Source organism: Nocardia sp. NPDC056000, from assembly GCF_042269265.1.
Taxonomy (GTDB): Bacteria; Actinomycetota; Actinomycetes; order Mycobacteriales; family Mycobacteriaceae; genus Nocardia.
This window is the reverse complement of sequence record NZ_JBHJXS010000005.1, coordinates 265,223-290,526: the sequence shown is the minus strand read 5'-3', so window position 1 is coordinate 290,526 and position 25,304 is coordinate 265,223. Positions and strand designations below refer to the sequence as shown.

Sequence of the window (25,304 nt, the reverse complement as noted above, 5' to 3'; positions counted from 1 at the left end):
ATGATCGATATCGATCGGTACGCGGTACCGACCACTCCGCTGCTGGGCCGTGACGGCGATATGGCGCGGGTGCGTTCGGCACTCGATGGCTCGGCGCGGGTGGTGCTGATCCGGGGCGAGGCGGGGATCGGCAAATCACGGGTGCTGACGGGGATGTGCGAGCGGCTCACCGCCGAGGGCTGGAATGTGGTGCGGTTGGGGGCCGATGAACTCGATCGCCCGATCGCCTATTCGGGTTTGCGCGCCGCGCTGGCCGGCCACGCCGATCCGGCCCTGGAATGCGGGGCGCTGACGGGCTCGCTGGTGCGGTTGCTCGACGTCGCCACGGCGGCCCCCGTGGCCGCGATCACCGCGACCGCACGCGTGCTGTTCGGCGAGCTGACCGAGGTGACGCCGGTGCTGTTGGCGGTCGATGATCTGGAGTTGCTGGACGCGGACACGCTGGCACTGGTGACGGTGCTGCTGCGCCAACCGGCGACGAATCCGCTTGTGCTGCTGGGCAATCTGCGGACCGTGTCGTTCTCGCACGCGAGCGAGCTGCCCACCGTACTGCACTGGAGTCGCGAGCGCGGGCAGCTGCGGGAGATCGAGCTCGGTCCGATGGGCGATGCGGCGATCGGCGAATTGGTCACGGCCGCAACGCTGCCCGGCGGAATCGACCCCGCCGCCGCGGTCGCGACCGTCGCGGCACGCAGCGGCGGGAATCCGCTCTTCGCGCTCCAGGCGCTGGTCGATATCAGCGAATTCGGCATCGGCGGCTCGACCGCGCCGGTCGCGGCCGTCGCCGCCGACGATCGGCGGCGGGCCTTCCTGGACCGGGTGCTGCGCGTGGACCACGAGGCACGGCTGCTGGCGCGCGCGGTGGCGCTGATGGGCATGGTGACCCCGACTCGTATGGGAGTGGTCGCCGCCATGACCGGATTGGAGCCGAGGCGGGCGGCGCTGGCTTTCGACGCGCTGATCGAGCGGCGAATCCTGGTGTGCGGCAGCGAAGGTGGCTACCGAGTCGTCCACCAGTTCGTCAGGGATGTGCTGTGCGGGGAGATCGGTCCCGCGCAGCGCTGGCACTGGCAGCGGCTGATCGTCGAGCATCTCTACACGCTGCCGCAGTCCCCGGAGACCGATCTCGAGATCGCCGCCGCGTTGCATGAAATCGCCGAGGTCGGGGACGATCGCGCCATCGAGGTGCTCACCCGAGCCGCGGTACAGGCCGGTGCGACCGCGCCCCGGGCGGCGGTACCGCTGTTCGAGCGGGCAGCGGCCCTTACCCGGCCCGGCGATCCGCGCGCGGCGCGGCTGCGATCGCGATTGGCGGGGGCGCTTTTGCTGGCGGGTCGTCCGCAGGAGGCCGCGACCGTGGCCCGAACGGTGTTGCCCGCGACCGAATCCGGTGCGGAGCGTGCGCGTTTGGTGACGCTGACGGTGGACGCACTGGTGTTGACCGGAGCCCTGGACGAGGCCGCCGATCTGATCGACGCCGCGGTCGCGGCACCCGATGCGGGCGCGCGGCTGCTGGCCAAGGCCGCGCATATCCATGCGGTAACAGACCGCCCGGCCGAGCCGCTGGTAACCGCGGCCGAACAGTCGATCGCGACCGAGCCTATCCCGGAACAGATTGCGGCCCTGGGCCATTTGATTCGCGCTCGGGTCATGCAATCGGACTTCGGTGCACTGCCGGAGCTGTGGCGGCGGTTGGCGGACGCCGCGCGAACCGCCCCCGCGGCCGCTCGGCTCGGCGCCACCACCGTGACCGCGGCGACGCAGGCCGCGGCGGGATACACCGAGGCGGCATCGGCGACCATCGCCCAAGCCCAGAGCCTGGCCACCACGGCGTGTGTGGTGCTCTATCGCGAGGATCTGACCACGGCGACGGTGTACAACGCACTGCACCTTGGCGATTGGGCCTCGGCGCTGTCCATAGCCGGGGAAGCCACCGCCGATCTCGAGGACACCCCCACGCATCGCGATACCCTGACCGCTCTCACCGTCGAGATACTTGCCCAGCGCGGTGAATTCGCCGCGGCCGAGCGGGCGCTGGCGGACCCGCTGTCCACGGACCGGCACGCGATCGCCTTGCGGGAGTGGGCGCGCGCGGCACTGCACTGGCTCTCGGGCGATGTCCGTGGCGCCCGGCAAACCCTTGTCGCCCAACTGGATTCGTCTGCGACTCCGCGCTGGCGGCGCAGTCAACTACTCGCACGGCTGGCCGCCGTCGAGACCGACGCCGGGGCTCGCGAGCGCGGGGCGCGGCTCGCGGCCGACCTGCTCGCCGAAGGTGAGCAGATTCTGGACCGGCCGACCCTGGTGCTGTCGCGACTGGTGCACGGGTGGGCGAACGCCGATCCCGAGGCCGTGGCCGACGGCGTCCGGCTCGCCGACGCATACCGCCTCGAGCTGCTGCGCGGCCAGGGGCGGCTATGGCTGGCGGAGCTCGACGCCGACGCCGAACCACATCTGATGGAGGCGGCGCGGATCTTCGGTGCGCTCTCGGCCGCGCCGTGGCGGCGGCGCACCGTGGTGGAGCTGCGCCGCCGGGGTATCGCCATTCCGCGGGCGCGCACCGGTGCGCGGACCACGCTCACCGAGACCGAAGCGCAGATCGCCCGTCTCGTCCAGCAGGGGCGACGCAACCGGGAGATCGCCGAGTCGGTATTCCTGAGCGTGAAGACCATCGAGCGATACCTCACCCGAATATACGAAAAGACCGGCACCACAAGCCGTTTCGAACTCGCTCGCGCCGTCGACGGCGGACTCCTGGACTAACGCCGGACACCGACGCACCGAGCCGGTCAGTCCGCGGGCCGCCATGCCGCGACCAGAGCGAGCAGACCCGGGAATCGCGTCTCCAGGTCGTCGACGCGCACCTGGCTGCGGCGTTCCAGCCCGTACTGCCGCTGCCGGGTAACGCCCGCTTCGCGCAGCGCCTTGAAGTGGTGGGTGAGTGAGGATTTCGGGCGGTCGATGCCGAACCAGCCGCAGGGGTGGTCGTACTGCTCGGAGTCCAGCAGCAGTTTTCGCACGATAAACAGTCGCAGCGGATCACTGAGCGCGCCCATGACGGTTTCCAGGCACAGTTCGTCGATGCCGGGTTCGGGTAGCGGTTCGGGTGCCGCGACCGGTTCCGGGGGGAGCGTGAACTGCGGCGCGGGGCGCACCTTGGTCACCATCGGCGAAATCCTCACTATCGATTCCAGTACGAGTTTGATCGTACTACATGCTATGTTCGACTCCATTCGTACTAGTACGAGTTGATTCGTACTATGAGTGTGAGGTAGTGAAAATGGTTGCGACACAACCCCGGTCGGCGGATGCGCCGACATCACCCGGTATCGGCAACCCGCCGCGACCGGCGCCCAAGTGGTGGATCTGGCTGGCCGCGTGGCCGGTGACCGCCGTCTTCATCCTCTCGAACGCCGCGACACCGCTGTATGTGCTGTGGCAGCGGGACTTCGGGTTCTCCAAGGGGACGATGACCGTGGTGTTCGCGTGCTACATCGCCGGATTGCTCGGATCCCTGCTGGTATCCGGTGTCGCCTCTGATCGGCTGGGCCGCAAAGCGGTACTTGTCCCGGCGCTGGTCCTCGCGGCCACCGCATGTCTGATCTTCGCGACCGCGAACGATGTGCTGGCGCTGATAATCGCCCGGCTGCTCACCGGTATCGCGGTCGGCGCGGCGGTCTCGGCGGGCATGGCCGCGGTCACCGATGTCGCCGGAGCCGAGCGTAAGCACCTGGGTGCGCTATTCGCTTCCACCGCAATGGTTCTGGGCGCAGGCGTCGGACCACTGCTGTCGGGTGTGTTGTCCGAGAACGCACCCGCCCCGACGGTGACCGTCTTCCTGGTCGAAATCGCCTTGCTGGCTACGGCTTTCATCACCGTGCTGCGCATGCCGATCGGGCGACCGGAGCATAGGGGTACGGGGTCATGGGTCCGGATGCCCCGGGTTCCCATAGCCAACCGCCGCCAGCTCCTGCTCGGCATCGCGGTCTTCGCTCCCGGCATCACCGCGACATCGTTCGTGCTGTCGCTCGGTCCCGCGCTGCTGTCCGGGCTGCTCGGCACCGCCAGCCGAATCCTTGCCGGCGCCATGGCATTCGCGATGTTCCTCACCGCCACGGCGGTCCAGTTCGCGGCCCGCTCGCTGCCCCGCTCGGCGATCATGGCGACGTCCGCCGCCGCGACCGCCGTGGCCATGCTGAGCTTGACGGTCGCCGTACACGGTTCATCGGCGAACTATCTGATCGCGGCGGCCCTGCTCGCCGGGGCGGGCCAGGGTTTGGGCCAACTCGGCGGGTTGTCCCTGCTCAACCACGCGGTACCTGCCGCTCGACTGGCAGAAGCCAACGCGGCGTTCAATATTGGCGGCTACATCCCCGCCGGGCTACTGCCGGTCAGCGCCGGATATCTGAGCGATGCCGTGGGCCTGTCGGCGGGTGCGACTACCTTCGCCCTCACCCTGCTGGCGCTGTCCCTGGTCGCGGCCGCGACGATCCGGAGCAATCGCCCCGCCATCTCCCCCACGTGAAGATCGTCAAATGCTGCGTGATACAAAACCCCTGTACCACAGTATGTTTCGATACCGAATCGCTCCGTCGAAGACGTGTCGCTGAACTGGCGCAAGCACCTTCGACTAGGACGCGGGAAGTCATGGTGTGCGGTTGTCGGTTGACTCGCGGATGCGAGCGTTCATCGTGGGGTGCGCGTCAGCGCTGTTCGCACCCAAGCTCGCGAGCAGGCGTATCCCGTCCTCGGCGGCGCTACCGGGGACCGCGGACAGCACCAGCAGCTCCATGCCTTCGTCCGGCAGTGCGAAGTTCTCCTGGTGCAGTTCCAGCAGTCCGACCAGGGGATGCCGGTATGCCTTGCGGCCGTGGGTGCGGGCACGCACGTCCGCGCGCGCCCACAGACGACGGAAACGCTCACTGCCCATGGACAATTCGCCGATGAGCGAGGCCAGACCGGGGTCCTCGGGGTATCGACCGGCGGCCAGACGAAGGTGTCCGACCACGTCCAGAGTGCAGTTGTCCCAGTCCGCGTACAGGCCGCGCTCGGATTCGTCGAGGAAGATGTGCCGGGCGGTGTTCAGGCCCGGCATCGCACGGCCGAACAGCAAGCCCGCGAGGCGGTTTCCCGCGAGCACGTCCAGGCGGTGGTCCATGATCAGCGCCGGTGCGCCGACGACCAGGTCGAGCACACGCAACACCTCCGGCCGGACCCGACCGCCCGGCGTCCTGGCGCGGCGGCGGCGCTGCCGCGCCAGCCGGTACAGGTGCCCGCGTTCGGTCTCATCCAGACCCAGGACGCGGGCAAGCGCGTCGAGGACCTGTTCCGACGGTTGCGTCGCACGCCCCTGCTCCAAGCGCACGTAGTAATCGACGCTGACTCCGGATAGATGCGCGACCTCTTCGCGGCGAAGCCCTTCGACTCGGCGGTACCTATCGGTCGGGATCCCGGCGTCCACTGGATCGACCCGGGCCCGCCGGGTCCGCAGGAAACCTGCCAAGTCGTCCATTGCCCCAGTATGGCCGGGGCGGCACCGGCGAAGGTGGCCCTGCGATTACCAGGAAGTCCCGTCCGACGGAAAAGGCGTCTCTGAACAGCCGACACCACGGCGTCCAGGATCGAAGGCACCGATCCGAAGGAGTTCTTATGAAGACGCTGATCGTCTATGCCCACCCGGAGCCGAAGTCGCTCAACAGCTCGCTGAAGGACCTCGCGGTTGCGACATTGCGGGAGGTGGGGCACGAGGTGCGGGTGAGCGATCTGTACGCAATGAACTGGAAGGCGGTTGTCGACGCCCAGGACTACGGCCCCCACGCCTCGAATCCACTGCAAGTCGCGGTGGACTCGGGGCGGGCGTTCGACGCCGGGTCGCTCACCCCGGACGTGCGCGGCGAACAGGAGAAACTGCTGTGGGCCGACACCATCATCTTCCAGTTCCCGCTCTGGTGGTACACGATGCCTGCGATCCTCAAAGGCTGGGTGGACCGGGTATTCACCTATCACTTCGCCTACGGCGTCGGTGAGCACAACGACGTCCAATACGGAGAGCGCTTCGGCGAAGGCACCCTCGCGGGCCGCAAGGCGCTGCTGTCGGTGACCGCCGGAGGTCCGGAGTCGCATTACGCCGCGCGCGGGATCAACGGTCCCATCGACGATTTGTTGTTCCCGATCCAGCACGGAATCCTCTACTACCCGGGCATCGAGGTGTTGCCGCCGTTCGTGCTGTACGGCACCGACCGCACGACCGACGCAGACTACCCGGACATCGCCAAGGCATGGCGGCAGCGCCTGCTCACCCTGGAGTCGACCGAGCCGATCGCGTTCCGGCGACAGAACTTCGGCGATTACGAAATTCCCTCGTTGCAACTGAAACAGGGGCTCGAGCGCGCGGGCCGGGCGGGATTCGGTTTACACGTGCGCGGCTAGCCGGACCGGGGCTGCCGCGAGAAGCTCGTCGTACTGCTGGCGAGCGGTACCGAACCCCGCGACGGAGTGCCGATCACGCGCGCCGGACCGAGCTGGGTAGCGTGGGTTGTCATGAGGTCGCCCGAGGTCGATCCGTATGTCCGGGTACGCGGTGCGCGCGTGCACAATCTGCGCGGGGTGGATGTGGTGCTGCCGCGCGATGCGCTGGTGGCGTTCACCGGGGTCTCCGGGTCGGGGAAGTCGTCGCTGGCGTTCGGCACGCTGTACGCCGATTCGCAGCGGCGGTATCTGGAATCGGTAGCGCCCTATGCGCGGCGGCTGTTGCAGCAAGTCGAGACGCCCGATGTCGACGAGGTGACAGGGCTGCCGCCCGCTGTGGCGTTGGGGCAGCGGCGGGCGGTGCCGTCGTCGCGGTCGAGCGTGGGCACCGTGACGGCCATGTCGAACTATCTGCGGATGCTGCTGTCGCGGGCGGGACAGTATCCGGAAGGGGCGGCGCATCTGGATTCGAATGCGTTCTCGCCCAACACCGTTGAGGGAGCGTGCCCCCAGTGTCACGGGATGGGCACGCTGTACGAGGCGACCGAGAAGTCGATGGTTCCGGATCCCGCGCTGAGCATTCGGGACGGCGCGGTCGCGTCCTGGCCGGGGGCCTGGCATGGGAAGAATCTGCGGGACATCCTCGCGACGCTCGGGTACGACATCGATATTCCATGGCGCGATCTGCCTGCCGAGGCTCGGCAGTGGATCCTGTTCACCGAGGAACGACCGGTGGTGACGGTGCGCCCCCAGCGTGAAGCCGGGCGCATTCAGCGATCCTATGAAGGCATCTACACCAGCGCGAAAGACCTTGTACTGCGCGCTTTCTCCGAATCCAAGAGCGAGGCGCGGCGTAAGAGCGCGGCGCAGTTCCTGACGACGCGTACCTGCCCGCTGTGCCATGGGGAACGGCTGCGGCCCGAGGCGCTGGCGGTGACGTTTGCCGGTCGCACCATCACCGAATTGGCTAGCCTGCCGCTGGCCGAGCTGGCGGAGGTCCTACGACCGCACGCCTCGGGCGACGATGCGGCGGCTGTGCTGAGCCGGGACCTGATCGCCCGCATCGAGGTGCCGGTTGAACTCGGGCTCGGCTATCTGAGCATGTCACGCGAAAGCCCGACCCTGTCCGGCGGCGAACTCCAGCGCCTGCGGCTCGGAACTCAGTTGCGCTCAGGGCTGTTCGGTGTGGTCTATGTGCTCGACGAACCCTCGGCTGGACTGCATCCGGCCGACACCGCAGCACTGACCTCGGTGCTGATGCGCCTGCGCGACTCGGGCAACAGCGTCTTTCTGGTCGAACACGATATGGACGTGGTGCGCCAGGCGGACTGGATCGTCGACGTGGGTCCGGGGGCGGGAACCGCTGGCGGGCACGTGCTCTACAGCGGACCGCTGGACGCACTGCACAAAGTCCAGGACTCAGCCACTCGGCGCTATCTGTTCCCGGATTCGGCTGAACCCCAGCACATCCCACGCAAGCCCGCCGGTGCGCTGAAACTGCGCAATCTCACCGAACACAATCTGCATGCGCTCGATGTCGAGCTGCCGCTGGGCGTCCTCACTGTCATCACCGGCGTCTCCGGTTCCGGCAAATCGACGCTCCTGCATGCGATTTCGAGGCAGGCTACCTCCGAGTCGGGCATCGACCGGGTCGTGGAAGTCGATCAGCAGCCGATCGGCCGCACACCCCGCTCGAACCTGGCCACCTACACGGGCCTGTTCGACACGGTCCGAAAGCTGTTCGCCGCCACCCCTGCAGCCAAACAACGCCGCTACGGCGCAGGCCGATTCTCCTTCAATGTCGCGGGCGGCCGCTGCGAAACCTGCCAGGGCGAAGGCTATGTCACCGTCGAACTCCTCTTCCTCCCCAGCACCTACACCCCCTGCCCCACCTGCCACGGCGCCCGCTACAACCCCGAAACCCTCGAAATCACCTACCGCGACAACAATATCGCCGAGGTCCTCGACCTCACCGTCGACGAAGCCACCGACTTCCTCTCCGACACCCCCGCCGCCCACCGCGCCCTGACCACCTTGCAACAGGTGGGCCTCGGCTACCTCCGCCTCGGCCAGCCCGCCACCGAACTCTCCGGCGGCGAAGCCCAACGCGTCAAACTCGCCTCCGAACTCCAACGCACCAAACGCGCCGCCACCCTCTACCTACTCGACGAACCCACCACCGGCCTCCACCCCGCCGACACCGAAGTCCTCGTCCGCCAACTACATTCACTGGTCGACGCAGGCGCGACGGTCATCATCGCCGAACACGACATGACCGTAGCCGCCCAATCCGACCACGTCGTCGACTTGGGCCCCGGCGGCGGCCAAGACGGTGGCCAAGTAGTCGCCCAAGGCACCCCACCGAAAGTCGCACGCTCAGCGCGCAGCCGAACCGCCCCCTACCTATCAGCAGCCCTAGCGCAGCGCGCCCCGATCACAACGCCCTCCCAAGCTTGAACGCCCCCGCCTCACCCGCACGCAACATCCAAACCCGTTCGGGCATATCAGTCCCCGCAGCCGTCCGATACGACTCAACCCGCAACGCCCCGGCCCCACCCACATCCGTGAGCACCTCACCCCGCGCCACCGACCCATCCGAGAACGCAATCTGGTACTCATCTGCATCCCGGTTGGGCCGCAATTCCAGCCCAGCGAACAGATGCGAATATCCAACCTCGATACGCCCCGCCACCCCGATGTCATCGCCCATAACCGCAGCGTATGACGCCGCAACGGCCGGAACTCCCTGCGACACTCACGAAGTCGCAACCGATCGAGGGTGAGGTGAAACAACCCTCGGGTAATCCCCGGCAGTCCAATAGAATTCCCGATGCGCACATCGACGGGCGTACAGCTCTATCGGTACGAGCAGTGGGAGTACACCGATGACTTATCCACTCGACCCCACCACCCTGAATGAAGTGAACGACCTGTTGGGTCGCTTGAACTTCACCGACCTCGAAGTCGAGTTGCCCCTCGAGCTGGGACAGGATGCCGATCCCGCACTCGAGCCGCGCACTGTGCAGATGTCCGACGATATGGATCGTCGTGTCGCTGCTCGCGCGGTCAAGCTCGGGCTGTCGAAGTCCGCGTACATCCGCTCTCTCGTCAAACGCGACCTCGCTCAACCGCGCAGCGCCTGACTTCCGGTGCGCTCAGCCGTACCAGCCTTCGGGTGGGGGAACAGCATGCTCCCAGGTCTTTTCGAACTCCGCCGCGGTGATTTCGTAGGCCGCCAGGTCTGGGTCCCACAGGTCGATGGGCGGGTTCAGGGGGAAGTCGTCGAGGCCGGTTCGGACCGATTCTCCGCTGTCGCGGACCTCCACCTGGCGGGTGCGGTAGCCGTCGATGATCTCGGTGAAGTAGTGGGCTGCCGCAAGGTCATCCTCATCCCAGCGTTGGCGGGTGTACAGCACGGCTCGGTCGGCCAGCGCTCCGAAGCCGGGGCGGGTACGCTGGGCGTCTCGTTGTTCACGAAGATCCTGTAGGCCCGGCGGGCTGGGCTCATCGATGTCGACCTCGGTCAGATCGCGCGTGAACGCCTCCGAGAATCGTGTCGTGTCCTCGATAACCTTTGTCTCCGCGAATGTTTCAGCGATCTCGCGGGCCGAGCGGGCGTGAATCCACCACCATAGGCCGCCCATTCCGTAGTCATGGCACACCAGGAAACGGCGCTTGGGGATCTCGTCGGCGGTCACGGCCACCGAGCATAGGTCGACATGGCGAATGCCTTCAGTTCGGCACCGGTGGTTCCTCTGCCGGGAACAGGATCGGGCTGATCAAGTACGGTCGTCGGCCCGGCTCGGGTTCGTTGGTGGCAAGTGGGGCCACGATGTCGCGGAAACCGGTGAGCATGGTGTCGAGTTCGTCGGGGGTGAGCCAGAGGGTGCCCTGGCGGTAGCCGACCGAGTCGGCGATCGGGTTTGCGTCGGGGCGGTCGAGGTAGGCATTGAATTCGGCGATCAGGACGGCCATGGCGGCGGCGAATCCTTGGCGGTGGTCGTCGACGGTCATCGGGGTGTCGGAGGGGACGGTGGGGCGGTCGGGGCGTAGGCGGTATGAGCGCTCGACGGCGCCGCGCACGCGGCGCTCATCGCCGATTTCGAGCATGCCGCCCTCGGTGAGCAGACCGAGGTGCCGATAGACGCTGGTTCGGGGCACATCGGGCAGGCGCTCGCACAGCTCGCCCGCGGTGCGCAATCGGCCGCCGGCCAGGGCGTGGATGAGGCGCAATCGCACCGGATGCAGCAGCAGCTCTGTCGGGTCCATATCGCAACTATCCCATTCCTGGTACCTTTCCCAAAGTTGGGATCGATTGGGAGGAAGCCGCCATGCGGGATACGCCTGGGCGTCGAATGACTGTGCACGGCAACGACATCTACTTCGAAGAGGCCGGGAGCGGGGGAACGTGGGTGGTGTTCGAGTCCGGCGCGGGGGCTGGGCGCACCCTCTGGGATCGGGTCGTGCCGCTATTGCGGAACGACGCGCGCACCGTCGCTTACGACCGAGCGGGACGCGGCCGCAGCGCCGCCCCTGCCGCACCTCAAAGCATCGACGATATGGCCGCCACCCTGGTGGCGCTGGTCGAGGCGCTCGCACCGGACCGGCTGATTCTGGTGGGGCACAGTATGGGCGGGCTGATCGTGCGCCGCGCCGCGGAAACGCTGTCCCCGGCGGGGCTCGTCCTGCTCGACCCGACACCGGAAAACGCTCCCACGTACGACAATTGGGCTCCGACCGCCAAGAAGACGGATCGCATCCTCGCCGTACAGCAGGCGCTGAGCCACTACCCACCGCTCATGCGACTGCTGACCCGCTCCTACGGACGCAAATTCCCCGCCGACACCTACGCCACCATGCTGTCGGAGGATTTCACCCCCGCCGACCTCGCCCGCACCCGGCATGAGATCGCGGCCGTCGCGGCGGCGATCGGCGAATTCCGCAGCCGCCCACCACAACCCCCGAAATCCGGCATCACCGTCCTGTCCTCGACCAGCGCCGCGCGCTATCAGGCCCGCAATCTCGACACCCTGCGCGAGTATCAGCGCCGATACGCCGAACAGGTCGGCGCGCATTTCGAGGATGCCGCCTGCCAGCACATCATCCCCGCCGAACAACCCGAGCAGGTCGCGGCCGCGATTGTCCGACTGGTGAATTCGTAGCGTCAACGCCCGTATCGTGCGGCAACAGCCAGAGCCCGTTCGCGCAGCGCGGTACGGAGTTCATCAGGGCTCAGGACCTCCACGGCGGTATCGAGTTGCCAGATCGCCCAAATCGCATGTCGCAGATCCTCGAATGTCACGTCGAGACGAACCCAGTCCTCTGGTTCGGGGTGCTCCGCGCGGACACTGCGGGTGGCGTTCAGCAGCTCTTCTCGACGGGTGGACTTGACTCTGATCAGGACCGGGATGTGGTCCTCGGAGAGGAAGCGTGCGCTTCGGTCGGCCCAGATCCGGTCGAGGTCCACCTGGGCGGGGCGCTCCGCGGGCTCGGAAAGCTTCTCCGCGAACAACATTCGCGACAACCGATAGGTGCGATCCTCCCCGGACTTCGTCGCCAGCAGGTACGTGCGGTCTCGGACGGTGACGAGTCCGAGTGGATCGACGGTGTGCCAGCGCGGCGTCTTGTCGGGTGCGGCGTACTCGAAGCGGAGTTTGTGTCCGGCGAGTACCGCATGCCGCACCTCGTCCATCACCCCGGTCGCCACTTGCTCTGTGCCTGCTCGCCGCGAGAGCAGATCGGTCTCCGGCTCGACCAGGAACCGCTTGGCGGCATCGTCAAGGGTGGCCCGGTGGCCTTCGGGTAGCGCGTCGACCACCTTGCGCATCGCCGAGGCGAGGGCAGAGCTGAGCCCGAAAGCCTTTTCGCCCCGGCCCGATCCGGCGGTGAGCAAGGCGAGAGCCTCATGGTGGTTCAGTCCGGTCAATTCGGTGCGAAAGCCGGGAAGCAGCGAGAAGCCGCCGTGCCGACCGCGGTCGGCGTAGACCGGCACGCCCGCCGTGGACAGCGCGTCGATATCGCGCAGCACGGTGCGAACGGACACTTCCAGCTCGGTGGCCAGCTGGTCCGCGGTCATCCGGCCGCGCTGGCGCAATAGCAATACCAGCGAGACCAACCTATCGGCGCGCACAGCTTCGATTCTCTCCGGAAAACATGACACAGGATGTCATGTATCGCTGGAAATCTCTTCTCTCGAGCGTCGACGACGGTGGCCATCGGGCCCCGGGCGCTCGAGCGCTCGAGCGCAACGATTGGAGTGGCAATGGAACGCACGGCAGTCAACCCGGTGACCTGGTCGCAGGAGATGGGCTTCAACCAGGGCGAGATCGTTTCCGGAGAGTCACGGACGCTGTACATCTCGGGGCAGACCGCGATGAGCAAGGACGGCCGCCCCGAGCACGAGGGCGATATGGCGGCACAGCTCGAAATGGCCGTGGAGAACCTCGAAGCCGTGCTCAGCGAAGCGGGTATGTCGCTCGCGAACCTCGTTCGGCTGAACGTCTACACCACCGATGTGGACGCACTGTTCCCGCACTACGGGGTGCTCGCCGCGCGGCTCGGAGCCGCGGGTGTGGCCCCGACGACCACCATGCTGGGGGTGACGCGCCTGGCGATCCCCGGCCAGCTGGTCGAGCTCGAAGGCACCGCCGTCGCCTGAGCCACGGCACCCTTCTCCGAATTCGAGGAGGACGGCCGCTCCGTATCCCCGGAGCGGCCGGGCGCCGACGGTGCACAATCGAACCCATGCAGAGCACCCTGATCGATGTGAAGACCGGCCGGTCCGAGGTCGTGCACGATCTCACCTCGCAATGCACGGCCTACCTGCGCGAAACCGCCGCCGACCGCGATGGTCTGCTGCACGTGTTCGTTCCGCACGCCACCGCCGGAATCGCCCTGATCGAACTCGGCGCGGGCAGCGACCACGATCTGCTCGCGGCCCTGCGGGACCTACTGCCCGCCGATGACCGCTGGCGCCACGCCCACGGCTCCCCCGGCCACGGCCGCTCGCACGTCATGCCCGCACTCATCGCCCCGTACGCGAGCATTCCGGTGCTGGGTGGCGAAATGGCTTTGGGCACATGGCAATCGGTTGCCCTCGTCGACCTCAATATCGACAACCCCGTCCGGCACGTACGCCTGTCGTTCCTGGCCGGGTGACCCTGGGTTCACGATTCCGCGGTGCCGAACCAGCGGGTGGCCGCGCGCTCGAACGCGGCCGGGTCGATGTCACCTTCGCCGATCCAGGCGACGATGCCGTCGGGGCGGATCAGCACGGCGGCCAAGCCGAGGTCGTTTCGCACCCGAGCGGCCGAGTATCGAATCCTGTTGCGCCAGTGAGACACCGAATCTTCCAGTTGGTGATCGCCGCTGAAATCCAGTGCGACACCGAGACCGTCGTGCATCAGCTCGGCGAGGCGGGTGCCGTCAGCGAGTCGGAAGTCCGGGGCGCTGCGTCCGATCAGCGGGTGCGCGTCGTCGAGGTCGTATCGGGTCGACAGACCCGCGATCGTCTCGAAGACGTAGGTCGATCCGTCGCGGGTCGCGATGAGGTCGCGGATCACGGCCTGAATCGCCTTGCCATAGGAATCCGGCCGCATGGCTGTCACCTGCGCCCGAGACCAGTCGAGTACGTGCGCGCCGATCGGATGACGCTCACGCGTATAGGTGTCGAGGAGTCCCTCGGACGCGTCACCGCGCACGGTCGCCGCGAGCTTCCACCCCAGGTTCATCGCATCGCCCAAACCGGTATTGAGGCCCTGTCCACCGAGCGGTGAGTGGATATGGGCGGCATCGCCCGCGAGCAGGATCCGCCCGCGCCGATAGGTGCTCGCCTGCATCGCCCGATCGGTGAAGGTCGAGGCGTAGTGAACTTCGTTCAGGGTGACCGCGGTGCCCGATACCCGGCGCAATACCGTTTGCAGCTCATCGAGTGTGGGCTGGCGCGCTCGGTCGAACGCACCACCGTCGAAGTCCATCATGCTGATGAGCCCATCGGGCCGCAGCAGATACATCCCCGTCGGAGTCAGCGTGAATCCGGATCTCAGCTCATGCGGTTCGGCGATCGAGGCGAGCACGCTGTAGCCGGTGAATTGTGGTTCGGTACCGACGAATTCGAATCCGGCGAGCTTGCGGACCACACTGCGACCGCCGTCGCAGCCCACTGCCCACCGCGCCCGGAACTCACGATCCCCGCTGCGCACGCTGACGCCCCGGTTGTGCTGGGCAATGCCCGAAACCGGGACACCATAGCGAACCTGAACGCCGAGTTCGCTCGCCCGCTCGGACAGCACCGTCTCGATGGCGTCCAGGCTGCTCATCATGGAATCCGGTGCGGGACTGGGCAATCGATACGGCAGGGCATCGAAGTCGATATTCGCCGGATTGATCCCCATGCCCGCGAAATGGCCGGCGAATCGCACCCTCGATGGTTCGTCGGCATCGAAACCTGCAGGCAGACCCGACGCCTTGCGCACCGCGGACAGCAGGCCCCGGCGGTCGAAAGCCCCGATCGAGGTGGAGAACAGGCCCCGATTCCCGAGCGGTTCGGCCCGCCACGGGGAGTGCGGCGCGCTCTCACGCTCGAGCACCAGAACCGAGCATCCCGCCAGGCCCAGCTCACAACCGAGGAAAAGGCCGACCGGCCCCGCGCCGACGATCACAACATCGAATTCGCTCATGGATCAAGCCTTTTCGACTCCCCTTGCATCGCTCTGACATGCGGCTTGCGACGCGATTGCGCGACGCCCGACCACACGCGCCTTCGGTGTGCGTGGTCGGGCCGGTAGGGCTTGCGCGCTGAAGTTAAGTATATTAACTTCTAGTTAGTCGCATTAACCAACCGGGAGTTGCCCTCATGTCCACCGCCGTCGCTCACCGCCACCACGTTCTGACCTCTCTCCCCGCCGTTGTCGGCATCGCCTACTCCGCGTCCTGGATAGCCGGACTCGCGGTTGGCGCGCCCGCCCCGGTCTTCGCCGATTCCGGCAGCGATATCGTGCGCGAATTGTCCGGGCACGGCACCGCTTTCACCACGCAGTTCCTGTTGACCGAAGGGCTGCCCGCGATCGGGTTGGCGGTTGTTTCGGTGGCGCTGGCACGATCGGCGCGCTCGCCGTTGGTCGCTCGACTCGCGGCGGTGAGCGGTATTGCGGCAGCGGTGATTTCGTTCACGCAGTTCCTGCTCGGTGTGGCGCTGGCGGGTACCGGATCACCTGACACCGCGCATCTGCTGTTCGAGCTGGTGAGCCGGTTCGACGGGGTGAAGATGTTCCTGCTGGCGGGGCTCGGGGTCGCGGCGGTGCTCAGCGGGTTGTTGCCGCGTTGGTTGCGCTACACCGCCATTGCCATGGCGGTGGCGATCGTGGCATCGGGGATCGGGTATCTGTTCCTGATTCAGTCACTGGCTACTCTTGCCTACGTGTCCGGACCCCTGCTGCTCGTTTTCGTCACCGGTACCGGTGTGGCCCTGAGCCGGAAGGACCGGTAACCCGGTGCCGCGCGCTGGACTCACACCCGAGCGAATCATCGCCGAAGCCGCGCTCGTCGCGGACGAGGTGGGCCTGGAACGGCTCACCTTGGCGGCGGTGGCGCAGCGCTGCGGCGTCTCCCTGCCAGGTCTGTACAAACACATCGACAACCTCGAGGCCGTGCGCCGTGAGCTGGCGGTGCGGTCGGTCGGCGAGTTGGCCACCGTGCTGGCCGATGCCACCGCGGGGCTGTCCGGTCGCGATGCGCTGCGCGCGATCTGCACGGCCTATCGCGAGTACGCCCGCAGCCATCCGGGCCGCTACACCGCGGGCATTGTCGCGCCTGCCACCGACGATGACGCCTACATCCACACCGCCACTCGCGCTTACCAAGTCCTCACCTCGGCACTGCGCGGCTATCACCTGTCCGACACCGACCTCATCCACGCCGTACGGATGGTTCGCATCCTCTGCCACGGCATCGTCACCTTGGAATCCGCCGGAGGCTTCGGCCTCCCCGAATCGGTCGATGAGACCTTCGAGCGCCTGCAAGACGCTCTGCACACCGAATTCCGCGCCATGGCGCACTGAACAGATCGAGATATGTTGTGACCGAACAAAACCCGAAGATCGCCGCCATCAACGCCTTCTTCGCCGCCTACGCCGAATACGACCTGGACGGCATGCGCGCGGTGCTGACCGACGATATCGCCTGGACCATTCCCGGCCATCATGCCCTCTCCGGCACCAAGCACGGTATCGACGAGGTCGTCGCGTTCTTCAATGAATTGTCCAGGGCGGGAATGAAAGCCGAGACCTTCTTCCTCGAAGCCAACGACGAATACGTGGTCGACATCCACCGCGGCTACTCCACCGCGGGCGAGGGCGGGGTCGACACCATCTGGGCGCTGGTGTGGCACTTCAACTCCGACGGCAAGGTCGATCGCGTGGTGAACCTGTCCGGTGATCAACATCAGATGGACAACTACATCTGGCAGAACTACACCCTCGCTCCGCTGCCCACCCGCCTGGGCTGACAGACCATAGAAGTACCGTCGCCCGGAATGGGCGACGGTACGCGGAGAATGGGTGCGGGCACGACAAGATGTGGCGCACAGGGACACCCAGGTGCTGGAGCTGCGCGTCGAGCAAGCGATCGGGTCATCCTCGACGGTCCCGACACGGTCGCGCAGGCTGCAGACGACCTGGTCCGGCAATTGAGCCGGTTGCTGCAGCGTGTCCGCAGTTATGCGCAGTCCCACGCAGACTCGGCTTCAGATCTATCAACGCGGGCGGTTGCCTCCGAGACCGAGGGCGGGACGTTCCTGATCTTTCGGCAGAAGTTCCTCGAGGTCGCCCGCACCGCACTCGATGAGATCATCGACCTCGGCTGACGGGGAGCGAGAAGCTCGAGGAGATCAATCAGCTCGAGTCCAAGTCTGTGCCGGTGACAGGCGGTTCCGCAGAATCGGGGTCATGAGGCGAGCAATTATCGGTGGTGGGATCGCGGTCGGGGTCGGCGTGGGGATCATGGCGCTCGGGGCGGGAAATGCCGCCGCGGAGTCGTTCTCACCCGATTACTCGCAGGTGGCCAATGGGCAGGGATACGACCGAAGTCAGTTGTTGACCCCGGGGTTCTCGCCGGTTCAAGTGCCGGAGGTAGCGGTGGAGAACGCACCGGGAGCGACCACCGTTGTGGCGCATCCGTTCATCGCGCCATGGGTACACGAGGTGGTTCCGGTTCCGGCGGGCACGGCGGTGGAGTTGCGCGGGGCCGCGCGAGTCCAGATTCCCAATGCCGGTGGTGGCGTGGGACAGTCGCTGGTGATCAACCCCAACGGGCACTGCGTGTTCTCGGGCCCGGGAGCCGAACCGACGGCGCTGGATGCGACGGCGCTTGCGCCCGTTCGGGTGGATACCCCGTACTTCGATCTGGTGATCGAGCCGACGCTCTACCGATGATGGCGAGTGCGCGGTCGCTACCGCGCGCCGGGCCGCACGATCATCAGCACAACCACCACCGCCCACAGCAGGTTGTAGATCCCGGCCAGCATGCCCAGCGTCCGCAGGCGTTGCCCGTCGTCGGGCTTGTTCAGCGCCTCGCGCTGGATGGGATGGATGAACGCCGCGAGCAGAACACCTGCGGAGAACGTGAGCGCCATCGCCAGGGTGATCCAGATTTCGCCCGATCGGCCCTGTAGGAAGGCCAGGATGATGCCCACGACGGGAACGATCAACGCCAGCATCGCGTAGCGACCGGTGATGCGGTGAAACGCGTTCGCCACGTTGATATTTCGCTCTTCTGATCCATTGGCGCCGGCCAGTGGCGCATAGCGCGGGAACAGGCTCGCGGCGACGGCGGACCCTCCGACGAAGATGATCCCGGCCAGCACGTGTATCGACAGCAGCGCTTTCTGCATCGCTTCCCTTCCACCCTTCAGTTCGACTGAAGCATAGCGATAAGTGACAGTCTGACTGTCAGTTGTGTTCATGGTCACCGCCGACCGCGCGCGCCCCCTATGAAGGCTGCGTGCGCCGCTGTCCGATGACTTTCGAGGCGGGCAGGCGTCCGGCTCTTGCTGTGCCGCTGAGGTTTTCGCCCTCAATGATTACCGCGAAGGCCAGGTTCAAGCGCATGGGTTTCGTCACCGCCTGTTTCCAGGTGAGTTGGTCACCGTTGAGGGCGAGATCGCGCAGTGGGACCCGCTCGCCCGCGCCCTGGGCGGTTCCGGACAGCAGATCGCTTTCTTGGTGGAGTTCGACTTCGGCTTTGATTTTGCCGATCGGAGTCGAGATGGTCAGGTCCCAGGTGCCTTCGACTGGCATAGGTCATTTCCTCACAAGTGTTGAGATCAACGATGTTTCAGAGGGCTGCGGGCTCGGGACCGCGGCGGCTCCACACGGTGCCGCGGCGCTCATGTGCGAAGAGTTTTTCGACCGCGTGCGCGATCCGCGGGCCGACTTCGCGTTCGAGCAGGTAGAGACCCAGGTCGAGTCCGGAGGTGACGCCCGCGCCGGTCACCAGGTCGCCGTCATCGACGACGCGCGCGTCGACGGCGTGCACACCGGTGGCGTCGAGCATGTCCAGACCCAGGTGGTGGGTTGTGGCGTAACGGTTTTCGAGCAATCCGGCCATGGCGAGGACCAATGACCCGCCGCATACCGCCGCGACGGTCACTTCGGGGTTCGCCATCGCGGCCGCCAGCAGTGCGGGCAATTCGGTGGTCAGGGTGCGGCCCAGGAGCACCGGGATGAACTCGTCCTGGCGCCATTCACCCTCTCCCACAGCCTGATCGGGAACTTCCCCCGGTTCTCCGACACGACCCGACGCACCCGGGATCAGAATCACCCCGGCACGGTCCGGGTCCAGCGTAGCGGTGGCACGTAACGCCAATCCCCCTGTGCCACTGATCACTTCACGCGAACCTTCGGCTGAGACCAGTTCAACGCTCACCGTGCCCGCCGATGCGGTGCCGCCCGCGTACAGCACTTCGTACGGGGCGATGACGTCGAGCGGGTCGAAGCCGTCGAACAGGACGATCTGAACGTGCATAGGTTGCTCTCCTCGAGGTGACTCCCCCGGTCCGCGCCGGGTCGCCCCAGACGCTATTGCGTCGCCGTCCACGCCCCCAGTGGCAATAGCGACACATATCAACGGATTAGTGACAGACAAGTCTTCGTGGATCTGACCGGCAAGAATTGCCATCCGCAGCATGGCGTCAGCGCTGACCGATCGAGGCGATCGGGTACGTTCCTGCCATGCACACCGTCGCTGTTCTCGCGGTGGATCACGTGATCCCCTTCGATCTGTCCACGCCGATCGAGGTCTTCACCCGCACGCGACTGCCCGACGGCCGCCCCGGCTACCGAGTTCGCGTCTGCGCCGAGCAGCCGGAGATCGACGCGGGCGCGTTCACCGTGCATGCGCCGTGGGGACTGGACGGACTCGCGAGCGCGGACACGATTTTCATCCCCGGCACCTCCGAGCCCGCCATCACCCTCTCGCCGCTGGTCATCGAGGTACTGCTCGCCGCGGCCCGGGCGGGCACCAGAATCGCCTCGATCTGTACCGGAGCGTTCGCATTGGCGAGCACCGGACTCCTGGATGGCCTGCGCGCCACCACGCATTGGGTCGCGGCGGCCTCATTGGCCACAGCGTACCCACGGGTCGAGGTCGACCCCGAGGTCCTCTACGTCGACAACGGCCAGTTCCTCACCTCGGCCGGTGCGGCGGCGGGCTTGGACCTGTGCCTGCACATGATCCGCCGCGATTACGGTTCGGCCGTCGCAGCGGACGCGGCACGCTTGTCGGTGATGCCCCTCGAACGCGAAGGCGGACAAGCACAATTCATCGTGCACGACTTCGCGCCGACACCGAGCGGTTCAGCCCTGGAACCGATACTGGCCTGGTTACACGAGAATCTGCACGCCGAACTGTCCCTCGCAGACATCGCGTCCCACGCGGGACTGAGCACCCGAACCCTCATCCGCCGATTCCGCGAACAAACCGGCACCACCCCGCTGCAATGGCTGCACCACGCCAGAATCCAACGCGCACAACATCTTCTCGAATCGACCCAGCATTCGGTCGAACGCATCGGCGCACAGGTCGGTTTCGGTTCACCGACCGCCTTCCGCGAACGCTTCAAGCGAACCACCGGCGTGAGCCCGAACAGCTACCGCCGCTCTTTCAGCTGATATTTGGCTCACCCGAGCGCTCCATCGATGCCGCCGCTGGTCTAACCATACGTTCGACACGATCGGCCGACGTTCGGCGCAGCGGCCGCGGGTGGTTATCTAGGTGTACCGATACCAATGCGTCCCCGTCGGCGCAGCACGACGAACGGAGACCGATCTTGTCGCTACCCTCCCGGTCCGACCAGCGCCCGGACCCCGGGACCGAACCCGGCGGCACCGCACTGCTGCTGGTCATCGTGGGCCGCCGGTTGCGGGAGCGCCTGGACGAATCGCTCGCAGATATCGGAATCACCATGCGCCACTTCAGCGCCCTGGGCCATCTCGCCCACCGCAGCGACCTGTCCTACAGCGATCTGGCCCGCCGCTCGGGCGTGACCACCCAGAGCATGCGCGCGACCGCCGCCCACCTCGAGGAGCTCGGGGCGGTGGCCGCCGTCGCCGGAGGCAAGGGCCAACGGGCTCGGCTCGAACTCACCCAGGCCGGGCACGAACTGCTTCAACAGGCCAAACAACTCACCGCCGCAGCCGAAGCCGACGCGTTCGAACGCCTCGACCTCGACACCCGCGCCGCCCTGAGCCGCGCCCTGCCCGCGATCATGACGCAGCTCGCCGCAATCTCCGCGTGAGTGTGATCAACGTCGGGCAGACCCCGGGTTTCAGCATTCCCACGCGTCGACTGGACAGCGAATCATAGTTAACGGCAACCAGTTTGGAGCGTTGCTGCGGCCAGGCGCTCACCCAGGTAGTCGAGCATCACGGGAAGTTCGGCGATCGCCGCCTGTGCGTGCCAGGCGTACATCGGGAACCGACTCATCAGCACAGTCGAGGTAGTCCACCGGTACATCGAAGAACTGCGCCAGCCGCGCCAGGACAGCGTGTGACGGACAGAGACGCAGTCCATCTCTGAGATGGGCCAAATACACCGGCGACATCGGCCATTCAGTACCGGACAGGCGGGAGGCGAGTTCCTGGTCGGTCAGCGCGTGGCCGTTGTCGCGTTCCCATTTCGCGTACAGAACGTTCAGCCGATCCGCCAGCACACTCACGATCCGATTCACCAGCCCCGGCGATACGGCTCGAACGTGTCGGATCGACTGTCGTACCTTGTCAGGCCACGACGGAACGCTGTGGCACACCGATATATTCGCTCAGTGGCCGGATCAGGGCGTTGGATTCGCCCTGTTCGATGATGTGGGCTGTCCAGCCCGTGATGCGGCTCATCACGAAGATGGGCGTGAACACCTCGATATCGAAACCGAGCAGGTAATACGCTGGGCCGGTGGGGAAGTCGAGGTTCGGCTTGATGCCGGTGGCCTCGACCATGGTGCGCTCGAGGATCTCGTACATGGCCACCCACTGCTGTCCGCCGGTGGCGGCGGCGATGTCCAGGAAGGCCTTCTTCATGGTCGGCACCCGGGAGTCACCGTTCTTGTAGACCCGGTGGCCGAAACCCATCACCTTTTCCTTCTTGGACAGCTTGTTGCGCATCCACGCCTCGGCCAGCGCCGGATCGCCGATCTCGATCATGTCGTGCATGACCGCCTCGTTCGCGCCGCCGTGCAGCGGGCCCTTGAGCGCGCCGATGGCGGCGGTGACCGCGCTATAGATATCGGACAGCGTGGAGGTGACCACGCGCGCGGCGAAGGTGGAGGCGTTGAAACTGTGCTCCGCGTACAGGATCAGCGATACCTCGAACGCCTTGACCAGCTCCGGGGCGGGGACCTTCCCGAAGCACATGTTCAGGAAGTTCTCCGCGAAACCCAGATGCGAATGCGGGGCAATGGGATCCAGGCCGTGGCGGCGGCGGTGATCGGCGGCCACGATGGTGGGCAGCACCGCCATCATGCGAAGAGCCTTGGCGCGGTTGGCCTTCGGCGAATTGTCATCCTCGGCGGGATCTTCCGCGCCCAGGTAGCTGATCGCGGTACGCACCACATCCATCGGATGGCAGTTCTCGGGCAGCTTGGTCACCAGCGATAGCAGGGAACGATCCGCGCGCCGGGATGCGCGTTCCTGCTGCAGGAACTGCGCCAACTGGGTGTCATTGGGCAGTTCGCCGTACCACAGCAGGTAGGCGACCTGTTCGAAACTGCAGTTGGCGGCCAGATCCTGGACCGCGTAACCACGGTAGGTCAGGGAGTTGGTCTCGGGCACGACCTTGGAGATGGCGGTGGTGTCGACGACAACGCCGGCGAGACCCTTGTAGATGGCCGGTACCGTGGTATCCGTCATCACTGATTCCTTCCCAGAGTGAAATTGAAGATGTCGGAATCGAATTCGTTGTAGCGCTCGTACTTCAGCAACTCGTACAGGCGGCTGCGGTGCTGCATGCGGTCGAGCAATTCGGCCTGGGTTCCGCTGGCGAAGATCTCGCGCAGTCCGGTCTCGGCGGCGTACATGGCCAGGCGCAGCGTGGTCACCGGGTAGATGACCGCGTTGTAGCCGATCTTCTCCAGCGTGGCCGCCGCGATCAGCTCGGACTTGCCGAACTCGGTCATGTTGGCCAGCAAGGGAATCGAGACCGCGGCGCGGAACTTCTCGAAATCGGCTTCGGTATTGAGCGCCTCGGTGAAGATCAGGTCCGCGCCCGCGTCGGCGTAGGCCTTGGCGCGTTCGATGGCCGCGTCGATGCCCTCGATCCCGGCCGCGTCGGTGCGGGCGCAGATGATGAAGTTCGGGTCGCGGCGCGCGGCAACGGCCGCGCCGAGGCGTCGCAGCATATCCTCAACCGGCACAACGGCTTTGCCGTCGAGATGCCCGCAACGCTTGGGATTGACCTGGTCTTCCAGGTGCATGCCCGCGATCCCGGCGTCCTCCATCACCGTAACCGTGCGGGCCGCGCTCATGGGTTCACCGAAACCGGTATCGGCGTCGATGAGCACCGGCAGATCGGTGACCCGCGCGATCTGCTGTCCGCGTCCGGACACCTCGGTCAAGGTGGTCAGGCCGATATCGGGCAAACCGAGATCAGCCGAGAGCACCGCGCCCGAGGCATAGACGCCCTCGAACCCGATCTCCTGAATCAGCTTGGCCACCAGGGGATTGAACGCACCGGGCAGACGCTGAATCCTGCCCGAGTTCAGCCCCGCCTTGAATGCGAGGCGCTTATCGGCAGCCGAGGCGCTTGCGGCAAGTAGTCCTGTCATTTAGAACAGCCCCTTCGGGGACTTGGGCGCGCGGGCGAGCACATCGGCCGAGACGGTGAAGGTGAGCTGGGACAGCTCCCCCGCGGACAGTTCGCCCGCGCGCTGTGCCACCTCGAGGAAACGATCCTGTTCGGCGGATTCGATGACGCCCTCGGCCAGAGTGCGGAACTTGGCGATGTACTGGTCGCGGGCAAAAGGCTTGGCGCCCAGCGGATGTGCGTCGGCGACTGCGAGCTCGTCGACGATGACCTCACCGCTCTTGAGGGTGACCTCGGCGCGCGCGCCGAAAGCCTTCTCGTTCGGATCGGTCGAGTGGTAGCGCCGGGTCCATTCGGCGTCCTCGGCGGTGACGATCTTGTTCCACAGCTCGATGGTGTCCGGGCGCTGCGCGCGCTCGGGGGCGTAGGACCGCTCGTGATGCCAGGTGCCGTCCTGCAGCGCGACCGCGAAGATGTACATGATCGAGTGGTCGAGGGTTTCGCGAGAAGCCTTGGGGTCGAACTTCTGCGGGTCGTTCGAGCCGGTGCCGATCACATAGTGGGTGTGGTGGCTGGTGTGCAGCACGACCGAGGCGATCTGGCTCAGGTCACCGATGCGCTCGCGCAGCCGGAACGCCAGATCGATCGGGGCCTGGCTCTGGTATTCGGCGGAGTGTTCCTTGGTGTAGGTGTCCAGGATGCCGCGCTTGGGCTCACCCGGACCGGGCAGCGGCACCGAGTATTCGGCGTTCGGGCCGCCCAGCAGCCAGGCGATCACGCCGTCCTCACCCTCCCAGATGGGCGAGGGCGCGCCTTCGCCGCGCATGGCGCGGTCCACGGCCTCCACGGCCATCTTGCCCGCGAAAGCCGGGGCGTAGGCCTTCCAGCTGGAGATCTCGCCCTTGCGGGATTGGCGGGTGGCGGTCGTGGTGTGCAGGGCCTGTCCGACGGCCTGGTAGATGGTCTCGGTGTCCAGTCCGAGCAGGGTGCCGATGCCGGCAGCGGCAGACGGGCCGAGGTGTGCGACGTGGTCGATCTTGTGCTCGTGCAGGCAGATCGCGCGCACCAGGTCGACCTGGATCTCGTAACCCGTTGCCAGACCGCGAATCAGGTCGCGGCCATTGCGCCCGGCGTGCTGGGCCACCGCGAGGATGGCGGGAATGTTGTCACCCGGGTGCGAGTACTCCGCGGCCAGGAAGGTGTCGTGGAAGTCCAACTCGCGCACCGCGACTCCATTGGCCCACGCCGCCCACTCGGGCGAGTACGAGCCGTCGACGCCGAGAACCGTTGCGCCGGGCTGATACGGGTGGCTCAACGCCTGGGCGCGAGCGTTGGCGACCGGGCGGCGGGTGATGGACGCGGCGGCGACGGCGGCATTGTCGATGATCCGGTTGACGATCATCTCTTCGGTCTCCGAGCCGACCTCCACGGCGTCCGCGGCAACCTCGGCGATCCGCCAGGCAAGGTGCTCTTCGCGCGGGAAGGTCTCGGCGGAGCGGTGGGTGCGAACGAGATGATTCTTCACGGTCAGAGTCCTCCAGGGATTT

General features: G+C 66.4%; 29 protein-coding genes. 15 read left to right on the top strand and 14 right to left on the bottom strand.

The features are described from left to right. Entirely contained in the window at window positions 1-2,763 is a 2,763-nt protein-coding gene (locus ACFC4D_RS17045) for an AAA family ATPase (RefSeq protein WP_376064308.1), read from the top strand. A 26-nt stretch (window positions 2,764-2,789) separates the two neighbouring features. Here the strand turns inward: ACFC4D_RS17045 and ACFC4D_RS17040 are convergent, their stop codons facing one another. After that, complete coding sequence (locus ACFC4D_RS17040; RefSeq protein ID WP_376064305.1) at window positions 2,790-3,167, bottom strand: ArsR/SmtB family transcription factor; 378 nt, start codon at window positions 3,165-3,167, stop codon at window positions 2,790-2,792. 113 nt (window positions 3,168-3,280) lie between these two features. Between ACFC4D_RS17040 and ACFC4D_RS17035 the strand changes: the two genes are divergently transcribed. Next, complete coding sequence (locus tag ACFC4D_RS17035; protein WP_376064302.1) at window positions 3,281-4,525, top strand: MFS transporter; 1,245 nt, start codon at window positions 3,281-3,283, stop codon at window positions 4,523-4,525. 120 nt (window positions 4,526-4,645) lie between these two features. Here ACFC4D_RS17035 and ACFC4D_RS17030 read toward each other — a convergent pair whose 3' ends face one another. After that, window positions 4,646-5,512, bottom strand: a complete 867-nt coding sequence (locus ACFC4D_RS17030; RefSeq protein WP_376064299.1) for a helix-turn-helix transcriptional regulator — start codon at window positions 5,510-5,512, stop codon at window positions 4,646-4,648. Window positions 5,513-5,649: 137 nt separating this feature from the next. Between ACFC4D_RS17030 and ACFC4D_RS17025 the strand changes: the two genes are divergently transcribed. Next, a complete protein-coding gene (locus tag ACFC4D_RS17025; RefSeq protein WP_376064297.1) occupies window positions 5,650-6,429 on the top strand; it encodes an NAD(P)H-dependent oxidoreductase in 780 nt (259 codons plus the stop codon). Between the two features lie 111 nt (window positions 6,430-6,540). Beyond that, complete coding sequence (locus ACFC4D_RS17020; protein ID WP_376064294.1) at window positions 6,541-8,925, top strand: ATP-binding cassette domain-containing protein; 2,385 nt, start codon at window positions 6,541-6,543, stop codon at window positions 8,923-8,925. Here ACFC4D_RS17020 and ACFC4D_RS17015 read toward each other — a convergent pair. Continuing rightward, window positions 8,903-9,178, bottom strand: coding sequence for a hypothetical protein (locus ACFC4D_RS17015; protein ID WP_376064292.1), 276 nt, complete (start codon window positions 9,176-9,178; stop codon window positions 8,903-8,905). The two genes, ACFC4D_RS17020 and ACFC4D_RS17015, sit on opposite strands and share 23 nt — an antisense overlap. A 175-nt stretch (window positions 9,179-9,353) precedes the next feature. Here ACFC4D_RS17015 and ACFC4D_RS17010 point away from each other — a divergent pair, with 175 nt between their 5' ends. After that, window positions 9,354-9,611: a hypothetical protein gene (locus ACFC4D_RS17010; protein ID WP_376064289.1), complete on the top strand. Its 258-nt coding sequence runs from the start codon at window positions 9,354-9,356 to the stop codon at window positions 9,609-9,611. 12 nt (window positions 9,612-9,623) lie between these two features. Here ACFC4D_RS17010 and ACFC4D_RS17005 read toward each other — a convergent pair whose 3' ends face one another. Both ACFC4D_RS17005 and ACFC4D_RS17000 read right to left on the bottom strand, forming a co-directional pair. After that, complete coding sequence (locus ACFC4D_RS17005; RefSeq protein WP_376064286.1) at window positions 9,624-10,166, bottom strand: hypothetical protein; 543 nt, start codon at window positions 10,164-10,166, stop codon at window positions 9,624-9,626. Window positions 10,167-10,200: 34 nt separating this feature from the next. Continuing rightward, window positions 10,201-10,737, bottom strand: coding sequence for a helix-turn-helix domain-containing protein (locus ACFC4D_RS17000; protein WP_376064283.1), 537 nt, complete (start codon window positions 10,735-10,737; stop codon window positions 10,201-10,203). A 62-nt stretch (window positions 10,738-10,799) separates the two neighbouring features. Here ACFC4D_RS17000 and ACFC4D_RS16995 point away from each other — a divergent pair, with 62 nt between their 5' ends. Continuing rightward, on the top strand, window positions 10,800-11,630 hold the full coding sequence (locus tag ACFC4D_RS16995; RefSeq protein WP_376064280.1) for an alpha/beta fold hydrolase: 831 nt from the start codon (window positions 10,800-10,802) through the stop codon (window positions 11,628-11,630). 2 nt (window positions 11,631-11,632) lie between these two features. Here the strand turns inward: ACFC4D_RS16995 and ACFC4D_RS16990 are convergent, their stop codons facing one another. Beyond that, a complete protein-coding gene (locus tag ACFC4D_RS16990; RefSeq protein WP_376064278.1) occupies window positions 11,633-12,598 on the bottom strand; it encodes a helix-turn-helix transcriptional regulator in 966 nt (321 codons plus the stop codon). Window positions 12,599-12,730: 132 nt separating this feature from the next. Between ACFC4D_RS16990 and ACFC4D_RS16985 the strand changes: the two genes are divergently transcribed. Next, window positions 12,731-13,126, top strand: a complete 396-nt coding sequence (locus ACFC4D_RS16985) for a RidA family protein (protein ID WP_376064276.1) — start codon at window positions 12,731-12,733, stop codon at window positions 13,124-13,126. Between the two features lie 86 nt (window positions 13,127-13,212). Further along, window positions 13,213-13,626 (top strand): secondary thiamine-phosphate synthase enzyme YjbQ, encoded by a 414-nt coding sequence (locus tag ACFC4D_RS16980; protein WP_376064274.1) that lies wholly within the window; start codon window positions 13,213-13,215, stop codon window positions 13,624-13,626. 8 nt (window positions 13,627-13,634) lie between these two features. Here ACFC4D_RS16980 and ACFC4D_RS16975 read toward each other — a convergent pair whose 3' ends face one another. After that, a complete protein-coding gene (locus ACFC4D_RS16975) occupies window positions 13,635-15,146 on the bottom strand; it encodes an FAD-dependent monooxygenase (protein WP_376064272.1) in 1,512 nt (503 codons plus the stop codon). A gap of 176 nt (window positions 15,147-15,322) precedes the next feature. Here ACFC4D_RS16975 and ACFC4D_RS16970 point away from each other — a divergent pair, with 176 nt between their 5' ends. From ACFC4D_RS16970 to ACFC4D_RS16950, 5 genes are all read left to right on the top strand, one after another. Next, window positions 15,323-15,955, top strand: a complete 633-nt coding sequence (locus ACFC4D_RS16970) for a hypothetical protein (RefSeq protein WP_376064270.1) — start codon at window positions 15,323-15,325, stop codon at window positions 15,953-15,955. A gap of 4 nt (window positions 15,956-15,959) precedes the next feature. Then, window positions 15,960-16,526 (top strand): TetR/AcrR family transcriptional regulator, encoded by a 567-nt coding sequence (locus tag ACFC4D_RS16965; RefSeq protein ID WP_376064269.1) that lies wholly within the window; start codon window positions 15,960-15,962, stop codon window positions 16,524-16,526. A gap of 17 nt (window positions 16,527-16,543) precedes the next feature. Next, on the top strand, window positions 16,544-16,972 hold the full coding sequence (locus tag ACFC4D_RS16960) for a nuclear transport factor 2 family protein (RefSeq protein WP_375959105.1): 429 nt from the start codon (window positions 16,544-16,546) through the stop codon (window positions 16,970-16,972). A 48-nt stretch (window positions 16,973-17,020) separates the two neighbouring features. Then, complete coding sequence (locus tag ACFC4D_RS16955) at window positions 17,021-17,329, top strand: hypothetical protein (RefSeq protein ID WP_376064267.1); 309 nt, start codon at window positions 17,021-17,023, stop codon at window positions 17,327-17,329. Window positions 17,330-17,411: 82 nt separating this feature from the next. After that, window positions 17,412-17,897 (top strand): hypothetical protein, encoded by a 486-nt coding sequence (locus ACFC4D_RS16950; protein ID WP_376064265.1) that lies wholly within the window; start codon window positions 17,412-17,414, stop codon window positions 17,895-17,897. Window positions 17,898-17,914: 17 nt separating this feature from the next. Here ACFC4D_RS16950 and ACFC4D_RS16945 read toward each other — a convergent pair whose 3' ends face one another. The 3 genes from ACFC4D_RS16945 to ACFC4D_RS16935 all read right to left on the bottom strand — a co-directional run bounded on the left by ACFC4D_RS16945 (window position 17,915) and on the right by ACFC4D_RS16935 (window position 19,488). After that, window positions 17,915-18,355 (bottom strand): hypothetical protein, encoded by a 441-nt coding sequence (locus tag ACFC4D_RS16945; protein ID WP_376064262.1) that lies wholly within the window; start codon window positions 18,353-18,355, stop codon window positions 17,915-17,917. A 97-nt stretch (window positions 18,356-18,452) separates the two neighbouring features. Further along, window positions 18,453-18,761 (bottom strand): hypothetical protein, encoded by a 309-nt coding sequence (locus ACFC4D_RS16940; protein WP_376064261.1) that lies wholly within the window; start codon window positions 18,759-18,761, stop codon window positions 18,453-18,455. Between the two features lie 37 nt (window positions 18,762-18,798). Then, window positions 18,799-19,488, bottom strand: coding sequence for a DJ-1/PfpI family protein (locus tag ACFC4D_RS16935; protein WP_376064258.1), 690 nt, complete (start codon window positions 19,486-19,488; stop codon window positions 18,799-18,801). A gap of 206 nt (window positions 19,489-19,694) precedes the next feature. Here ACFC4D_RS16935 and ACFC4D_RS16930 point away from each other — a divergent pair, with 206 nt between their 5' ends. Beyond that, window positions 19,695-20,633 carry a GlxA family transcriptional regulator gene (locus tag ACFC4D_RS16930; protein ID WP_376064256.1) on the top strand — a complete coding sequence of 313 codons (939 nt, stop codon included), beginning with the start codon at window positions 19,695-19,697 and terminating at the stop codon, window positions 20,631-20,633. 158 nt (window positions 20,634-20,791) lie between these two features. After that, on the top strand, window positions 20,792-21,259 hold the full coding sequence (locus tag ACFC4D_RS16925) for a MarR family winged helix-turn-helix transcriptional regulator (RefSeq protein WP_376064253.1): 468 nt from the start codon (window positions 20,792-20,794) through the stop codon (window positions 21,257-21,259). A 108-nt stretch (window positions 21,260-21,367) separates the two neighbouring features. Here the strand turns inward: ACFC4D_RS16925 and ACFC4D_RS16920 are convergent, their stop codons facing one another. The 4 genes from ACFC4D_RS16920 to prpD form a co-directional block, all read right to left on the bottom strand. Then, complete coding sequence (locus ACFC4D_RS16920) at window positions 21,368-21,679, bottom strand: hypothetical protein (RefSeq protein ID WP_376064250.1); 312 nt, start codon at window positions 21,677-21,679, stop codon at window positions 21,368-21,370. 61 nt (window positions 21,680-21,740) lie between these two features. Next, window positions 21,741-22,865, bottom strand: a complete 1,125-nt coding sequence (locus tag ACFC4D_RS16915) for a bifunctional 2-methylcitrate synthase/citrate synthase (RefSeq protein WP_376064247.1) — start codon at window positions 22,863-22,865, stop codon at window positions 21,741-21,743. Beyond that, window positions 22,865-23,779, bottom strand: coding sequence for a methylisocitrate lyase (gene prpB, locus ACFC4D_RS16910; protein ID WP_376064245.1), 915 nt, complete (start codon window positions 23,777-23,779; stop codon window positions 22,865-22,867). The genes ACFC4D_RS16915 and prpB overlap by 1 nt, the downstream gene beginning before the upstream one ends. Then, entirely contained in the window at window positions 23,780-25,282 is a 1,503-nt protein-coding gene (gene prpD, locus ACFC4D_RS16905) for a 2-methylcitrate dehydratase PrpD (protein ID WP_376064242.1), read from the bottom strand. Between the last annotated feature and the right edge of the window lie 22 nt (window positions 25,283-25,304).

What these genes read in the sequence shown, in the direction of transcription:
- ACFC4D_RS17045 (WP_376064308.1), top strand. Translation starts at nt 1, where the DNA reads ATGATCGATATCGATCGGTACGCGGTACCGACCACTCCGCTGCTGGGC.
- ACFC4D_RS17025 (WP_376064297.1), top strand. Translation starts at nt 5,650, where the DNA reads ATGAAGACGCTGATCGTCTATGCCCACCCGGAGCCGAAGTCGCTCAAC.
- ACFC4D_RS16985 (WP_376064276.1), top strand. Translation starts at nt 12,731, where the DNA reads ATGGAACGCACGGCAGTCAACCCGGTGACCTGGTCGCAGGAGATGGGC.
- ACFC4D_RS16950 (WP_376064265.1), top strand. Translation starts at nt 17,412, where the DNA reads ATGAGGCGAGCAATTATCGGTGGTGGGATCGCGGTCGGGGTCGGCGTG.
- ACFC4D_RS17035 (WP_376064302.1), top strand. Translation starts at nt 3,281, where the DNA reads ATGGTTGCGACACAACCCCGGTCGGCGGATGCGCCGACATCACCCGGT.
- ACFC4D_RS16970 (WP_376064270.1), top strand. Translation starts at nt 15,323, where the DNA reads ATGTCCACCGCCGTCGCTCACCGCCACCACGTTCTGACCTCTCTCCCC.
- ACFC4D_RS16935 (WP_376064258.1), bottom strand. Translation starts at nt 19,488, where the DNA reads ATGCACGTTCAGATCGTCCTGTTCGACGGCTTCGACCCGCTCGACGTC.
- ACFC4D_RS17030 (WP_376064299.1), bottom strand. Translation starts at nt 5,512, where the DNA reads ATGGACGACTTGGCAGGTTTCCTGCGGACCCGGCGGGCCCGGGTCGAT.
- ACFC4D_RS17020 (WP_376064294.1), top strand. Translation starts at nt 6,541, where the DNA reads ATGAGGTCGCCCGAGGTCGATCCGTATGTCCGGGTACGCGGTGCGCGC.
- ACFC4D_RS17015 (WP_376064292.1), bottom strand. Translation starts at nt 9,178, where the DNA reads ATGGGCGATGACATCGGGGTGGCGGGGCGTATCGAGGTTGGATATTCG.
- ACFC4D_RS17040 (WP_376064305.1), bottom strand. Translation starts at nt 3,167, where the DNA reads ATGGTGACCAAGGTGCGCCCCGCGCCGCAGTTCACGCTCCCCCCGGAA.
- ACFC4D_RS16915 (WP_376064247.1), bottom strand. Translation starts at nt 22,865, where the DNA reads ATGACGGATACCACGGTACCGGCCATCTACAAGGGTCTCGCCGGCGTT.
- ACFC4D_RS16945 (WP_376064262.1), bottom strand. Translation starts at nt 18,355, where the DNA reads ATGCAGAAAGCGCTGCTGTCGATACACGTGCTGGCCGGGATCATCTTC.
- ACFC4D_RS16980 (WP_376064274.1), top strand. Translation starts at nt 13,213, where the DNA reads ATGCAGAGCACCCTGATCGATGTGAAGACCGGCCGGTCCGAGGTCGTG.
- prpB (WP_376064245.1), bottom strand. Translation starts at nt 23,779, where the DNA reads ATGACAGGACTACTTGCCGCAAGCGCCTCGGCTGCCGATAAGCGCCTC.
- ACFC4D_RS16955 (WP_376064267.1), top strand. Translation starts at nt 17,021, where the DNA reads ATGGGTGCGGGCACGACAAGATGTGGCGCACAGGGACACCCAGGTGCT.
- ACFC4D_RS16930 (WP_376064256.1), top strand. Translation starts at nt 19,695, where the DNA reads ATGCACACCGTCGCTGTTCTCGCGGTGGATCACGTGATCCCCTTCGAT.
- ACFC4D_RS17000 (WP_376064283.1), bottom strand. Translation starts at nt 10,737, where the DNA reads ATGGACCCGACAGAGCTGCTGCTGCATCCGGTGCGATTGCGCCTCATC.
- ACFC4D_RS17010 (WP_376064289.1), top strand. Translation starts at nt 9,354, where the DNA reads ATGACTTATCCACTCGACCCCACCACCCTGAATGAAGTGAACGACCTG.
- ACFC4D_RS16975 (WP_376064272.1), bottom strand. Translation starts at nt 15,146, where the DNA reads ATGAGCGAATTCGATGTTGTGATCGTCGGCGCGGGGCCGGTCGGCCTT.
- ACFC4D_RS16995 (WP_376064280.1), top strand. Translation starts at nt 10,800, where the DNA reads ATGCGGGATACGCCTGGGCGTCGAATGACTGTGCACGGCAACGACATC.
- ACFC4D_RS16940 (WP_376064261.1), bottom strand. Translation starts at nt 18,761, where the DNA reads ATGCCAGTCGAAGGCACCTGGGACCTGACCATCTCGACTCCGATCGGC.